13 protein-coding genes are annotated in these 15,056 nt (G+C 46.7%); 10 read left to right on the forward strand and 3 right to left on the reverse strand.

The features are described 5' to 3' along the window. Position 1: 1 nt before the first annotated feature. Positions 2-1,276 carry a lipid IV(A) 3-deoxy-D-manno-octulosonic acid transferase gene (gene waaA, locus SHEWMR4_RS20330; protein WP_041408934.1) on the reverse strand — a complete coding sequence of 425 codons (1,275 nt, stop codon included), beginning with the start codon at positions 1,274-1,276 and terminating at the stop codon, positions 2-4. A gap of 245 nt (positions 1,277-1,521) precedes the next feature. On the opposite strand from waaA, the gene SHEWMR4_RS20335 reads away from it, so the two are divergent. The 5 genes from SHEWMR4_RS20335 to glpG all read left to right on the forward strand — a co-directional run bounded on the left by SHEWMR4_RS20335 (position 1,522) and on the right by glpG (position 5,913). Continuing rightward, positions 1,522-2,169 (forward strand): TetR/AcrR family transcriptional regulator, encoded by a 648-nt coding sequence (locus tag SHEWMR4_RS20335; protein WP_011624620.1) that lies wholly within the window; start codon positions 1,522-1,524, stop codon positions 2,167-2,169. A 270-nt stretch (positions 2,170-2,439) separates the two neighbouring features. Next, positions 2,440-3,633 (forward strand): glycine C-acetyltransferase, encoded by a 1,194-nt coding sequence (locus SHEWMR4_RS20340; RefSeq protein ID WP_011624621.1) that lies wholly within the window; start codon positions 2,440-2,442, stop codon positions 3,631-3,633. 11 nt (positions 3,634-3,644) lie between these two features. After that, complete coding sequence (tdh, locus tag SHEWMR4_RS20345; RefSeq protein ID WP_011624622.1) at positions 3,645-4,670, forward strand: L-threonine 3-dehydrogenase; 1,026 nt, start codon at positions 3,645-3,647, stop codon at positions 4,668-4,670. Positions 4,671-4,768: 98 nt separating this feature from the next. After that, a complete protein-coding gene (gene glpE, locus SHEWMR4_RS20350) occupies positions 4,769-5,074 on the forward strand; it encodes a thiosulfate sulfurtransferase GlpE (RefSeq protein ID WP_011624623.1) in 306 nt (101 codons plus the stop codon). Then, positions 5,071-5,913 carry a rhomboid family intramembrane serine protease GlpG gene (gene glpG, locus SHEWMR4_RS20355; RefSeq protein WP_011624624.1) on the forward strand — a complete coding sequence of 281 codons (843 nt, stop codon included), beginning with the start codon at positions 5,071-5,073 and terminating at the stop codon, positions 5,911-5,913. Before glpE ends, glpG begins: the two co-directional genes overlap by 4 nt. Positions 5,914-5,989: 76 nt before the next feature. Here the strand turns inward: glpG and elbB are convergent, their stop codons facing one another. Beyond that, the gene (elbB, locus tag SHEWMR4_RS20360) at positions 5,990-6,646 is read right to left on the reverse strand and encodes an isoprenoid biosynthesis glyoxalase ElbB (protein ID WP_011624625.1); all 657 of its coding nucleotides are present in this window, start codon (positions 6,644-6,646) and stop codon (positions 5,990-5,992) included. A 385-nt stretch (positions 6,647-7,031) separates the two neighbouring features. Between elbB and polA the strand changes: the two genes are divergently transcribed. Then, positions 7,032-9,800 carry a DNA polymerase I gene (gene polA / locus SHEWMR4_RS20365; protein WP_011624626.1) on the forward strand — a complete coding sequence of 923 codons (2,769 nt, stop codon included), beginning with the start codon at positions 7,032-7,034 and terminating at the stop codon, positions 9,798-9,800. A 978-nt stretch (positions 9,801-10,778) separates the two neighbouring features. Here the strand turns inward: polA and yihA are convergent. Further along, complete coding sequence (gene yihA, locus SHEWMR4_RS20370; protein WP_011624627.1) at positions 10,779-11,438, reverse strand: ribosome biogenesis GTP-binding protein YihA/YsxC; 660 nt, start codon at positions 11,436-11,438, stop codon at positions 10,779-10,781. 169 nt (positions 11,439-11,607) lie between these two features. Here yihA and SHEWMR4_RS20375 point away from each other — a divergent pair, with 169 nt between their 5' ends. The 4 genes from SHEWMR4_RS20375 (at position 11,608) to SHEWMR4_RS20390 (ending at position 14,866) form a co-directional block, all read left to right on the forward strand. After that, entirely contained in the window at positions 11,608-12,231 is a 624-nt protein-coding gene (locus SHEWMR4_RS20375; protein WP_011624628.1) for a c-type cytochrome, read from the forward strand. Positions 12,232-13,054: 823 nt separating this feature from the next. Further along, the gene (locus tag SHEWMR4_RS20380) at positions 13,055-13,693 is read left to right on the forward strand and encodes a class I SAM-dependent methyltransferase (RefSeq protein ID WP_011624629.1); all 639 of its coding nucleotides are present in this window, start codon (positions 13,055-13,057) and stop codon (positions 13,691-13,693) included. A gap of 82 nt (positions 13,694-13,775) precedes the next feature. Beyond that, entirely contained in the window at positions 13,776-14,330 is a 555-nt protein-coding gene (yihI, locus tag SHEWMR4_RS20385) for a Der GTPase-activating protein YihI (RefSeq protein ID WP_011624630.1), read from the forward strand. A gap of 68 nt (positions 14,331-14,398) precedes the next feature. After that, positions 14,399-14,866, forward strand: a complete 468-nt coding sequence (locus SHEWMR4_RS20390) for a DUF2489 domain-containing protein (protein WP_011624631.1) — start codon at positions 14,399-14,401, stop codon at positions 14,864-14,866. Positions 14,867-15,056 lie beyond the last annotated feature (190 nt).

A 15,056-nucleotide genomic window follows, 5' to 3' on the forward strand; every position in this document is an offset into this window, starting at 1 on the left:
GTTAGGCAGTTTGGCGCGAGAGTAAGGATTCGGCTAGAGCAAACTGACGCTGCAAGGCACCACGATTAGCCTCTACCACGGCAAGACCTGCCTCTGCGGCTTGTTGGCGTAACGCAGGTTGCTCAAAATACTGAATTAAATTCTCACCCAACTCTTGGCCTGAACTCACAATCCGCAGGCCGCCAGCATCTGCCAACATTTGGGTAATTTGGGCAAAATCCCAATGATTCGGCCCCACCATCACAGGTACGCCCATGGCCACGGGCTCTAAGGGATTATGGCCACCATTTTCAATTAACGTCCCACCCACAAAGGCTTGATCGGCAGCGCCATAGAAGGTTAACAATTCACCCATGGTATCCCCCACCAGCACCTGCGTCGTGGCAGTAATCGCTTGAGCCTCACTGCGGCGCATAAATTCAAAATCTTGGCTGGCGACTACATCGGCCACCGCCGCAAACTGCTCAGGATGACGTGGCGCAATCACCAATAACGCCTCTGACCACTTGGCAAGCAACTGCTTATGGGCGCTCAGCACGGCATCAAACTCACCGGGGTGAACACTCCCAGCCACCCACACGGGCGCCGTTTCTTTCCCCCAAGTCTGCCTTAGCTCTCGCGCTAGGGTTAATCGTTCAGGGGTGATAGTTAAATCAAACTTCAAACTGCCGCAAACTGTGACTCTATCAGCAGGCACCCCAAGGTCGATAAATCGCTGCGCCTCGGCTTGCGTCTGCACCGCGATGACATCTAGACGTTGCAACATGGGGCGACTCAACTGTGGACGCTTGGCATACTGCGCCGCCGATTTAGCCGACAACCTAGCATTAGCGAGCATCAAGCGCACACCGCGCTTAGCCGCCAGCGCCACGAGATTCGGCCACAGCTCAGTCTCCATAATGATGCACCATTTAGGGGATAACTGGCGCAGAAAGCGGTTCACACACCAAGGCAAATCGAAGGGTAAGTAGCAATGCTGCACTTGATCACCAAAGGCTTTACGCACCTCAGCAGAACCCGTCGGGCTTGAGGTTGTGACCGTAATCTTAAGCTGTGGATGAACCTGTTGGATCTGGCGGATTAACGGAATCGCCGCCAGTGTTTCGCCCATGGAAACCGAGTGGATCAGTAAATCCGTTGGTGCCAGTCGTGTTAATCCGAAACGTTCGCCCCAGCGGCCACGGTAATCAGGGCTTTTAATGGCACGGAACGCCAAATAGACAATGAGCAGAGGGGATAATAGATAAAGCAGCACACTGTAAAAAAATCGATTCATAAAAATCGTGCTTATGAGTTTTTGCCTGATGAATAGCGGCAATGTTAGCATAATATCCCCAAGCGACCTCAAGATACGAGTTTCAGCATCTTGAGATTGTTTGGGGATATCAATCGTATTGAATTTTTGTTCATTGGGATGAATCCATACGATTTTAAATTAGGGATAATTTACCAGCAGTGTAGCGGTCGTTGGTTAGCCTTCTTTAATCAATTTGTAGCGTTCACTAGCCACTTGGAAAATATATGAAAACCCGCGACAAAATCATCTATGCCAGCCTTGAGCTATTCAATGAGCACGGCGAACGAAATATCACCACCAATCATATTGCCGCTCACCTGAATATGAGTCCCGGGAATCTTTATTATCACTTCCGTAATAAGGAAGACATTATCCGCTCGATCTTCAGTCTCTACGAGGCGCACCTAGAATCGGGATTCCAACCCTATGAAGGCGAGCAAGTCAATGTTGAGCAATTGATCGGCTATTTCGACGCGATGTTTTATACCCTGTGGCAATTCCGTTTTATGTACGCCAATCTTGCCGATATTCTCGCCCGCGATGAAGAATTAAAAAGCCGTTATCTGCAGGCGCAGCAGCAAGTATTAACGCGTTCGAGCCACGTGCTGGATAAACTCAAGCAGGATGGTTTTTTAAATATCGACAATGACAAAATCACCCAACTTGCCGACACCATTAAGATGATTGTGAGTTTTTGGATTGGTTATCAACTCACCCAATCCAGCACTTCAACCATCACTAAAGGCATTCTGTACGAAGGTGTACTGCGGGTATTGATGATTTTTAAGGCCTACGCCACCCCAACATCTCAAGCGACCTTCAGCCGTTTAGAGCAACACTATCACGAGCTAGCGACCCAAGATTCACTCTAATCGCCCCAAGCCATCGCATTTAGCACTAAACTCTAAGCGTTATGGGTGCTAAATGCGGGCTCAATTTTCGCACAGGGCTGTAATACAACATACTAAACTCATCACCATCAAGCATGTTGCACATTAGTTTTTATAATGTAACACCCCCTTTAGCCCTAAACTAATTTATCTAGCTAACCTGCATGAAAAAAAGGCTGTAGGCCGATAGGGTTTAGCGTTAGAATGCCGCAACTCCCAGAATCAGAATAAAGTTAACTAAGGAGATATCAGGTGGCCTCTACCTCATTCTACGCACAGATTAATCAACAGCTTGCCGATGTTAAAGCCGAAGGTTTATATAAAAGCGAGCGTGTTATTGCCTCACCGCAACAGACCGCCATTCAAGTTAATCACCAAGAAGTTGTTAACTTTTGCGCCAACAACTACTTAGGCCTAGCCAACCACCCTGAACTGATTAAAGCCGCACAGCAAGGCTTAGACAGCCACGGCTTTGGTATGGCTTCAGTCCGTTTTATTTGTGGAACCCAAGACATCCACAAACAACTCGAAGCCAGCCTGAGTGAATTCCTCGGCATGGAAGACACGATTCTGTATTCTTCTTGCTTCGACGCCAACGCAGGTCTGTTCGAAACCCTGTTAGATGCCGAAGATGCGATTATCTCCGACGCCTTAAACCATGCCTCTATTATCGATGGCGTGCGCTTATGTAAGGCCAAACGTTTCCGTTACGCCAACAACGATATGGCGGATTTAGAGACGCAATTGATCGCCGCAAAAGCCGCTGGCGCGCGCAATATTCTTATCGCCACCGACGGCGTATTCTCAATGGACGGCGTGATCGCCAATCTGCAAGGCGTGTGTGATTTAGCCGATAAATACGGCGCATTAGTCATGGTTGATGACTCACATGCCGTGGGCTTTGTTGGCCTCAACGGCCGTGGTTCGCACGAACACTGTGGCGTAATGGGCCGTGTCGATATTATCACTGGCACCTTAGGCAAAGCCTTAGGCGGCGCATCGGGCGGTTTTACTTCAGGTAAAAAAGAAGTCATCGACTGGTTACGCCAACGCTCTCGCCCTTACCTATTCTCTAACTCATTGGCGCCTTCGATTGTAACGGCCTCTATCCATGTATTAGAGATGCTCAAATCGGGCCAAGCACTGCGTGAAGCGGTATGGGAAAACAGCCGTTATTTCCGCGAAAAAATGTCCGCGGCAGGCTTTACCTTAGGCGGTGCAGACCACGCGATTATCCCTGTGATGATTGGCGATGCCAAACTGGCGAGCGATTTCGCTAACCGTTTATTAGCAGAACATATTTACGTTATCGGCTTCTCATTCCCTGTCGTGCCAAAGGGACAAGCCCGTATTCGTACGCAAATGTCGGCGGCCCACACCCGTGAGCAACTCGACAAAGCGATTGAAGCCTTTACCCGTATCGCTAAAGAAATGGCGATTATTTAGGACCCTACAAAATGAAAGCACTAAGCAAGTTAAAAGCCGAAAAAGGCATTTGGTTAGTCGATGCGCCTAAGCCTGAAATGGGCCACAACGATCTGCTGATCAAGATTAAAAAGACCGCCATTTGTGGCACCGACATGCACATCTACAACTGGGACGAATGGTCACAAAAAACCATTCCTGTGCCTATGGTGGTAGGTCACGAGTATGTGGGTGAAGTGGTTGATATCGGTCAAGAAGTTCGTGGCTTTAAAATTGGTGACCGCGTTTCTGGCGAAGGCCATATCACCTGCGGCCACTGTCGTAACTGCCGCGCTGGTCGCACCCATTTATGCCGCAACACCTCAGGTGTGGGTGTAAACCGCGAAGGTTCATTTGCCGAATACTTAGTGATCCCAGCCTTTAACGCCTTCAAAATTCCCGATGATATCAGCGATGATTTAGCGTCTATCTTCGACCCGTTCGGTAACGCAGTGCACACAGCGCTGTCATTCGACTTAGTGGGCGAAGACGTGTTAATCACTGGCGCGGGCCCTATCGGTATTATGGCTGCGGCCGTATGTCGCCACGTTGGTGCTCGCCATGTGGTCATTACCGATGTTAATGAATACCGCTTAGAGTTAGCCCGTAAAATGGGTGCTACCCGCGCCGTTAACGTGGCTCAGGAAAGCCTGAAAGACGTGATGAAAGAACTCGGCATGACCGAAGGCTTCGACGTGGGTCTAGAAATGTCTGGCGTACCGTCAGCCTTCCACGCCATGTTAGATACCATGAACCACGGTGGCAAAATCGCGATGCTCGGTATCCCGGGTGGCGAAATGGCGATTGATTGGAGCAAAGTGATCTTCAAGGGTCTGGTCATCAAAGGCATTTACGGCCGTGAAATGTTCGAAACTTGGTACAAGATGGCAAGCTTGATCCAATCTGGCTTAGATATTTCGCCTATCATCACGCACCACTACAAGATTGATGATTTCCAAAAAGGCTTCGACGCTATGGGCTCGGGCCAATCCGGTAAAGTCATCCTCAGCTGGGATTAATTCTCTTAGCTATGCCAATCACGGGGCTGTACACATGCAGCCCCATGTTGCACACTTATCCCATCGCTTATCCCTTTTCAGTTATTTCAGGTTTTATTATGTCTTCCTTTAAACACCTCAGCGTGAATCAATTAGTGCAAATGACCGAGTCAAAGTCAGTGCAAATCGTCGATATTCGCGATGGTCACAGCTTTAACAACGGCCACATTGATGGCGCATTTAATTTGAATAACGAGAATCTGGCGCACTTTATTGGCCAAGCGGATATGGACAGTCCTTTAGTGGTGGTTTGCTACCATGGCATCAGCAGCCAAAATGCCGCGCAATACCTTTGTGAACAAGGCTTTGATGATGTCTATAGCCTAGATGGTGGCTTTAGCGCTTGGCATGAGGCCAATGCATGATAGAGATTGGCAGACTCCCCAACAGCAGAGCCGCGCAGGCCTTTGTCGATTACCTTAAAGGTGAACAGATAGACTGCCAGATTCAGCCATTGCCGCAGGGAGTCGCTATTCTGGTTATCCGCGATCAAGATGCCGAGCAAGCCCGTAAAGAGTTCGCCCATTTTATCGCTAATCCTTACGATAACAAATACTTACAAGCCTCATGGGAGCATGGTGATACTCATACTAAGCTCGACTATGGCGCCCCTTCTTTACAGCTTTTTGCGCAATTTATCACAGGTGCAGGCCCAGTTACTCTTATCATCTTTGGCCTCTGTGTACTGATTTATGCCGCGATGAATTTAGGCTTCGGCGGCCCGGTTTATGAAACGCTCTCCTATTTCGGTGCAGTGCCTGACACCAGTGTTAGTCAATTCTGGCGCGTGTTTACCCCAAGCCTGATGCACTTTTCGGCCATGCATATCATCTTCAACTTACTCTGGTGGTGGTATTTGGGTGGAAAAATCGAGACTCGCATAGGTACAGCCCCGCTGTTAATCCTGCTACTGGTCGCCGGTACTTTACCCAATGTCGTCCAATACTATGTTAGCGGCCCCAACTTTGGCGGACTGTCGGGCGTAGTGTATGCCGTCGCCGGTTACACTTGGGTCATGGGGATCCGTAAACCCGCAGCAGGAATAGGTTTACCGCCCTCCTACATGGGATTTATGTTGATTTGGCTGATGTTAGGCTTTACGGATTTCTTAGGCGTGTCAGTTGCGAATGGCGCCCATATTGGCGGATTACTGATAGGTCTCGCCCAAGGCTGGTTCGATAGTCGCAGTAAAGCCACTCGCTAACTTACCGCGATTGCTTCCATGCTCGATTAAAAAGCAGGGTAAGCCTTAAGGCTTACCCTGCTGCATTTAGGTGCCGTTACTTGGCCAACTCTAATACTTTGGCAACCAGCTTCTCGATGCCAGAGTGCGCCTCGGCAATGTTCCCCGCAAGCATATAAGCGGGCGTGCTGACAATCTTATTCACCTCATCTACCACGATATCATGCACAGTCGCCGCCTGATGATGGCCGCCCATCAGATTAAAGGCTGCTACCGTATCCACATCATTCCCGATAGTGCCCTTAGCGCCATGTCCATATAAACGCGGGATCATCATAGGCGCGATACAAATAAAGCCGACAGGCTTTTTCGCTAGAATAAATTCATTAATAAAATCAGTAACGAGTGGATTCACTTCACACTCACTACCATTAGTGGCGAAGTTACACAGATTTTTCGCCGCCCCAAATCCGCCAGGGATAACCAGTGCATCGAAATCGGTAATATCGAGTTCGGTGGTAGCTTTTACTTCGCCGCGGGCGATACGTGCCGATTCAACCAGCACATTTCGTGTCGCCGTCTTGTCTACTTCGCCCGTGAAGTGATTAACAACATGCATCTGATTGATATCAGGAGCAAAACATTGATATTGAGCCCCGGCTTTCGACAGAGATAATAACGTTAAAACCGATTCATGGATCTCTGTTCCATCGAAAACACCGCACCCACTGAGCAATACTGCGATTTTTTTCATTATAAATATCCTTCTTATGTCATTTGGTTTTAACAAACTGTAAACAAAATGGTTGATCTGCTTAAAAATCATGCTAACTTAGTTCGTCGAATCTAAGGGTCGGTGAAAATTAACGCAGCCTTTAGGTATTTTACGGAGTCAAGAAAAAATCCACAAATCAGGAAGATTTTTCAAGAAACAGTATTGAACTCACACAAATATTTTAAAAATATAAAAATCAACAACTTAAAAATATCGCACCAAGCCGTAAACATCGCCATTATTCACAGTTGACTTTTTCACTCACAGAGTTATCCACAGGCTGAGAGTCAATTTGCCGTGGCTGAAATACCGTATCTGTGGCATGCTTACCGCCATCTAAGTCATCGATAAACGAAAATTACTTATGCCTACCATAGCCAATAACCCACTTGTCCTTGTGGATGGATCTTCTTATTTATATCGCGCCTATTATGCGCCTCCTCACCTGACAAACTCAAAGGGCGAAGCTACTGGTGCTGTTTATGGCGTAGTGAATATGCTCCGCAGTTTATTAAGCCGTTATCAACCTAGCCATATCGCTGTGGTGTTCGACGCTAAAGGCAAAACCTTCCGCAATGACTTATATGAAGAATACAAGGCACATCGCCCGCCTATGCCGGATGACCTGCGCTCACAAATTGAACCACTACACCGTATTATCCGTGCCTTAGGCCTGCCCTTAATCTCTATTCCTGGTGTTGAGGCGGACGATGTTATCGGCACAATCGCTCGCCAAGCGAGCCGCGAAAACCGCGCTGTACTCATCAGCACTGGTGATAAAGACATGGCGCAGCTGGTTGATGAAAATATCACGCTGATCAACACCATGACAGATACCATCATGGGTCCTGAAGAGGTTGCGGCTAAATATGGTGTTGGCCCAGACAGAATTATCGATTTCTTGGCGTTGATGGGCGACAAGGCAGATAACATTCCCGGTTTACCCGGCGTAGGCGAAAAAACCGCATTAGCTATGCTCACAGGGGCGGGTAGTGTCGCCAATTTGCTTGCAGAGCCCGAAAAAGTCACCGAATTAGGCTTTAGGGGCGCAAAAACCATGGCGGCGAAAATCATCGACAATGCCGACATGCTAAAACTGTCCTATGAGCTTGCCACCATTAAAACCGATGTTGAGCTCGAACAAGATTGGCATGAACTCGAAGCCAAACCCGCAGACAGGGATGAGCTGATCAAATGCTATGGCGAAATGGAATTTAAACGCTGGCTTGCCGAAGTCTTAGATAATAAGGCGCCAACGACAGCCGCAGCAAAAGTCGAAACGACAGAAACCCAAGAAGAAACAGCGCCCAGCGTCACGATTGAAACCCAATACGATACGATTCTGACCGAAGCTCAGCTCGATGAGTGGATTGCCAAACTCAAGCAAGCGCCATTAATGGCCGTGGATACCGAGACCACCAGTCTCGACTATATGGTTGCGGAATTGGTTGGCCTGTCCTTTGCTGTTGAAGCCGGTAAAGCCGCTTATCTGCCCTTAGCCCACGATTATGTTGGCGCGCCTCAACAATTAGACAAGCAAACTGCACTCGAAAAACTGCGCCCGATACTCGAAGACGCCAAGCTCAAAAAAGTCGGTCAAAACCTGAAATATGATATCAGCGTATTGGCAAATGCAGGCATACAACTCCAAGGTGTGGTATTCGACACTATGCTCGAATCCTATGTGTTTAACTCGGTCGCCTCACGCCATGATATGGATGGGTTGGCGCTTAAATACCTAGGCCATAAAAATATCGCCTTTGAAGATATCGCAGGTAAAGGTGCTAAACAGCTGACCTTCAACCAAATTCAGTTGGAAACAGCAGCCCCTTATGCGGCGGAAGATGCCGATATAACCCTACGTCTACATCAACATTTGTGGCCAAGACTCGAAAAAGAGACCGAATTAGCCTCGGTCTTTACCGATATTGAACTGCCGCTGATCCAAATACTGTCCGATATTGAACGCCAAGGTGTGTTTATCGATAGTATGTTGCTCGGCCAACAGAGTGATGAACTTGCCCGCAAAATCGATGAGTTAGAAACAAAAGCTTATGATATTGCAGGTGAAAAATTCAATTTAAGCTCACCAAAGCAACTACAAGTGCTGTTTTTTGAAAAGCTGGGTTATCCGGTCATCAAAAAAACCCCTAAGGGCGCCCCCTCTACCGCGGAAGAAGTACTGGTTGAGTTGGCATTGGATTTCCCTCTGCCTAAAGTGATCCTTGAGCATAGAAGCCTAACCAAGCTAAAGAGTACTTACACCGACAAGCTCCCTCTAATGGTGAACGCGAAAACGGGTCGAGTACACACAAGCTACCATCAGGCCAACGCGGCAACGGGGCGTTTGTCCTCGAGCGAACCAAACCTACAGAATATTCCTATCCGCACCGAGGAAGGTCGCCGTATTCGCCAAGCCTTTATTGCGCCTCAAGGACGTAAGATTTTGGCCGCCGACTATTCGCAGATTGAATTACGGATCATGGCGCATTTATCCCAAGATGCGGGCTTACTCAAAGCCTTCGCTGAAGGTAAAGACATTCACAGAGCCACCGCCGCCGAAGTATTTGGCACCGACTTTGACAGCGTCACCTCGGAGCAGCGTCGCCGCGCCAAAGCCGTTAACTTTGGCCTTATCTATGGCATGTCCGCCTTTGGATTGGCGCGTCAGCTCGACATTCCCCGCAACGAGGCACAAACTTACATCGACACTTACTTCGCTCGCTATCCAGGCGTATTAAGGTATATGGAAGAAACACGAGCCAGTGCAGCAGAACTTGGCTATGTCTCTACGTTATTTGGGCGCCGCCTGTATTTACCCGAAATTCGCGACCGCAATGCAATGCGCCGCCAAGCAGCAGAAAGAGCCGCGATTAACGCCCCAATGCAAGGCACCGCTGCGGATATCATTAAAAAAGCCATGATCAGCATTGCCGATTGGATAAAAACCGATACCCAAGGTGAAATCGCAATGATCATGCAAGTCCACGACGAATTAGTATTCGAAGTCGATGCCGATAAAGCCGAAACTCTCAAGCTCAAGGTGTGTGAACTCATGGCAAAAGCGGCCAATCTGGACGTGGAACTTCTGGCAGAAGCTGGTATTGGCGATAACTGGGACCAAGCCCACTAGCATTCAAACGCTAGACTGAGCTTCTAACACTCGTTGCTAACACTTACTAAGGCTCATTCGTTACAGAATGGGCCTTTATATTTGGTGCAACTCTTAGGTGCCGTAAAAATCAACGCTGCAGAGAACAAGATGAGGAGAGGTTGTTTACTCAGGCGAATACCCTGATGGCTCCCCCCCCTCAAGAGCGGGAAGCTGCATTTGACTCACCGCACAATGTTCTCAGTCACTAAATACAATCTCCCCCTCAATTCTCGCAGCTTCAACGCCGGCATAACCACAACCAGCTATCCGCGTGACACTCCATACAAGCCTAAACAATCGTTCGCTGATGGATACAACCCAGAACAATCACCAAAATAGAGTAAAAACATTAAATCTGAAGAATTGATCAGTTCTGTACTAAAAATACGGTCAATTTAGCGAAATCAGTGGTTTAAATGTCTTTTGTGAAAATATCAGATCAAACACCGCTGGTTTTTTCACCTAAAACTTGAGATCTACCGCACACAATTATCACTTTTTCAAAAAAACTGTTTTCCATTTAGAGATAAATAGCGTATTATTCTCTGCGTAGGGTACAGAGGTTAAGATGTTCTATCTTTCAGACCTTTATTTCACTTATAGTGACGAGCCAAATTCTGGCGCCCCAGCAACTTGTTTGCTGGGGCTTTTTTTTGCTCTTTTTTCGGTCTCGGGATGATTTCAACAAAGGCGAGTAAATTTTAGAGTATTTACTTTAATAAAAGGTAAATTCGATGTATGCTGTCTTCATTGAGAACCATTGAAGGTAATTTGATGGTGCTTGAGTCTTGTTGAATTTAGCTTCTCCCCAAAAGAGCTAAAATTTTGGCCGGTGACTAATGTTATCGGCTATTTTTTTGCCCAAAATTTGCGGGGTGAAATCGATGTTTTATAAGGGGATATTGCAGGGGAAGATGGCCGAATGCGCTAATGGCATCCGACCATAAAGCAAAAGGCTTACTCAGCGTCGTCTTGGTTTTCTAACTCATCGGCCAACCATTGCGGATGACACCATTCATTTAAGATACTAAGCACTTTAGGTTTGCCCGTGCCCTTGAGCGCAGAAAAAGGCTCAACCTGTACCCAATCACCAAACTCAACCAGCGCTTTACGCACTTCGTTCACGGTTTTCATCTTCGCGCTTTGCGCCAATTTATCGGACTTAGTCAGTAATGCGAGTACTGGAATTTCACTCGCAACCGCCCATTCGATCATCTGCATATCCAAATCTTTTAACGGATGACGAATATCCATCAATACCACAACGCCACTTAAGCATGCACGCTTCTGCAAATATTCGCCGAGGGATTGTTGCCACTTTAATTTCATGGCTAAAGGCACTTGGGCAAAGCCGTAACCCGGTAAATCGACTAATCGGCGCTGCGCATCGAGTTCAAATACGTTAATTAGCTGAGTGCGGCCCGGCGTTTTACTGGTACGCGCCAAGTTTTTCTGCTCAGTTAATGCATTGAGCGCACTCGATTTTCCGGCATTGGAGCGACCAGCAAAAGCAATCTCAACACCAACGTCGCCGGGCAGATATTGATCCAAATGTGCAATGTCAGGTGCACTGATTAAAAACTTCGCCCTGCGAAAATCTATATGAGATTCAGTCACTATTTACTCCAATATATTTACTGCGCAATACCATAATTTATGAAGAATTGCTTACTTTTCCACGTTTTCGTGTAAAATATTACCCCGATCACATTAAACATATTTTACCACGCTTGCGGGTCACCCTAGTAAGCTCAGGATAATAATCTTAACCAGAAGTTGGAACGCCATGAAAAAGTTAGCTCTTGCGCTGTCTGTTGTAGTTGCCGCCATATCTTCACCTGCGATTGCTGAAGGTAATGCTGAAGCGGGAAAAACTAAAGTTATCGTTTGTTCTGCCTGTCACGGCATGGACGGTAACAGTATGATCGATATGTACCCTAAGCTTGCGGGCCAACACGCCACATACCTCCAAAAGCAACTACATGATTTCCGTAGTGCTGCACAATCTGGCGGTAAAGATGGTCGTATGGATCCTATCATGAGTGGTATGGCAATGCCTCTAAGCGATCAAGATATTCTGGATATCAGCGCTTATTTCTCTAGCCAAGCAATTCAAGTTGCTGAGGCGAAAGATGTTCCTGAGCTAGGTGCAAAACTTTACAAAGGTGGCGACGTGTCACGCGGCATCACTGCATGTATGGCATGTCATGGCCCAGATGCTAAAGGTGCAGAGTCTGCTGGCTTCCCTGCATTAGCCGGCCAACACGCTAACTACATCAAGATCCAACTGACTAAGTTCCGCGATGCTGGCCGTCACAACGACCTCAATGGCATGATGCAAGATGTCGCGAAAAAGTTAAGCGACAGTGATATCGAAGCCTTATCTAAGTATATCGCTAGCCTGAAATAGGTCTTAACGAAGAGAAAGGGTGCATTGTCACCCTTTTTTACTGCCACATAGTTTACGTTAACGTAAACTGATAAAGATTCGTGCTTGACATAGATCACAGATTTGGGTTTAATAAGCCCCGTACCGAGATAAACCCATCTGTTTGTACAAATAAATTAATAATAACTTGCAGATTTCGGTATAATTAACATTCAAGATATAAGAATAAAGACTCTCAATAACAATAATATAACTAAGACCACTCTCTAATAATAATAAGAGTAGTGATTTCGTCTTGAAATCCCGGTCAGTACATTTTTGTAAGGGATGGCCGATAACGCCAATTTGCGATAAGCAAAACGCCTTACACTCAGGGTAACTTGCCCCATCAGGACACAGTTTGAATGATTCGAACTGTAGCAAAGGAAGCTAATAGCTTTGGATGCACTGGCTGGAAGCTTGTTATCACTGGAAGGTACTTCAAGCAACATGGATGGTTAACTTAACGTCATTGATGACGCTGTAATAAAGATGTGTCTTGAGACCATCTACGGAAACTGTGGTCAGGATGGCGACAGAAACTAATTAAGTGTCTGGAAGACCGATAACTAAAATGATGCAGGGAAAGCAGTAAAAAAAAGATGGATACCGACCGGGAAAGTCGCATAGCAAGTAAGGATACTTGGAATCAGAATAGGGTGCCTAATGCACCGTTTGTAAGGCGGCAGTTTAACTGCCGCCTTTTTTCTTTATGATTACCCGCCAGAAAACACTAAGCCTAGAAAGTGCACTTCAGCAATATAATTGTTACAATCAAGACCTTAATACTTTTCTAGTTGATTCAATGCGCAGATGTCCCCTTTGTCATAGCACTCAAACACAGTTGTTCTTACAGGACAAAAAGCGGTGTTTTTATGTTTGCCAGACATGTGGACTCACCTTTGCCGACGCAAATAGTCACCTTCCTCCCGCGGCAGAAAAACAGCGTTATGGCCGCTCGCGGATTGCCGCCAAACAGCGCCAACTCTCGCAATTTATTTTACCGCTACTGACACAAATACAATTGCAGCAAAAAGGTAGCCTCACAGGCTTAAATTTTGGACGCGTGCTTGATCAAACTAGTCTGGCGACTATTGAATCGGCGGGACATACTTTTAAGCAATATGACCCTTTCTTCGCGCCAGACCACGAACCCCTAAAACAAGAGTATGATTTTATTTGCTGCTACCGAGTATTTGAACACTTCCAGCACCCCAGCAGAGAATGGAGCTTACTGACCCGTTTACTCAAGCCAGGCGGTTGGTTAGCGATTAGCACTCCCTTATTAATTGATTTAGAAGGCTTTGCTAAGTGGCATTATAAAAACAATCTCACCCATGTGAGTTTTTACCAAAGACAAACTTTTGAATACTTGGCAAGCAATAGCGATTTTGAACTATTATTTGCCGCAAAAGACCTCGTTTTGATGCAAAAAACATCATAATCTGGTATAACAGCCGACCGAATTTAGTACCGAGTCGATCCCGTATCGGCTAGGCCACACGTTGTAAACAATTGAGAAAATCATGTCTCGTAGCAAGAAAACACGCAAGGGCGGCGATAATAGCCCTAAATTACAGCCAAGAGTGAAAAAGCAGGACCGTGCAGAAGTCACAGGCAAGCGCGCCGAAAAAGGCAACAAGTCTGGCAGTCGTCATAATGAGGCGCTGATCCAGGCTCAAGCACCACAGAAAAAGGCTGCACAGAAGAAAGATCCTCGCCATGGCAGCAAAAAGCCTGTGGTATTAACTTTGCCAACAGCCACTGAAAAGCCAGCCACACCAAAGGTTAAGCAACCTAAGTTAACTGACGAGCAAAAACTGTTGAAGCTGGAAGAAGATCCAAGACTGAACCAGTTACTCGATATGCTGGAAGAAGGCCGTAACTTAAGCAATGACGACCAACAATGGTTAGATCAGCAGCTGAACAAGATTGAAGCCCTGATGATTAAACTGGGTCTCAGCGATGAGTTAGAAGATGAAGCACCAGCGAAAAAATCTAAAGTCGATTCAGATGATGACCTGTTCGATCGCTTTGAATCGGGTGCCGACCTGCTAAAAGATTATCAAGATAAGTTTTAAATCTTAGAATATGCATAAAAACAAAGCGTTCAGCCTTTGTTTTTATGCGGTCTAAACAAGGAGTTTACGTGTCTACCACTCTTATCCTGCTTGGTTTTATCATCATTGTTGCCCTCAGTAGTTACGCCACTTTCTTACTTCTCAAGCTCAAGCAACAGAAACAACGCCAACAAGCGCTCACTGCCGAGCGTGAAGCGGCTGCTAACGCGAAGCGCGCCCAAGTACTAGAAGATATTCGTTATATCGCCACCGCCATGATTGACGACCGCTGCGAAATCTCTGAAGGTGTGGTGAGGATTGGCCGTTTATTTGAAATTTTATCCTTAAGCGAGCGCGTGGCACCTGAGTTCCCAGCATTCTTCCAACACTTTGAGCTGATTAAAGATCATCCAATTATGGAAGCTCGCCAAGCCCTGCCAAAGCAAGAACGGATGAAGCTCGATTTTGTCCGCATGAAATCTGAAGCTGAACTGGCCGAGGGTATTACCGCCGATGCCAAAAAGCTCTCAAATTATCAATTAAAAGCCCCACATTAAGCTGACGACATTAGCCTCAAGGCCAAACCTTGGCTTTGAGGCCCAATCGCTCCCGCATTTCTTTTCCCACACAGAGTACGGCTTCCCGTGAGCCTGTGCACAAAACCTCCAAAAAACAACAGACATTGGCTCCTTTTTCATAGATATTGCGTAACTTCTAAAAGGACAGACATCATTTTTACAACCTAGA

This window comes from Shewanella sp. MR-4, assembly GCF_000014685.1.
Classification (GTDB): Bacteria; Pseudomonadota; Gammaproteobacteria; order Enterobacterales; family Shewanellaceae; genus Shewanella.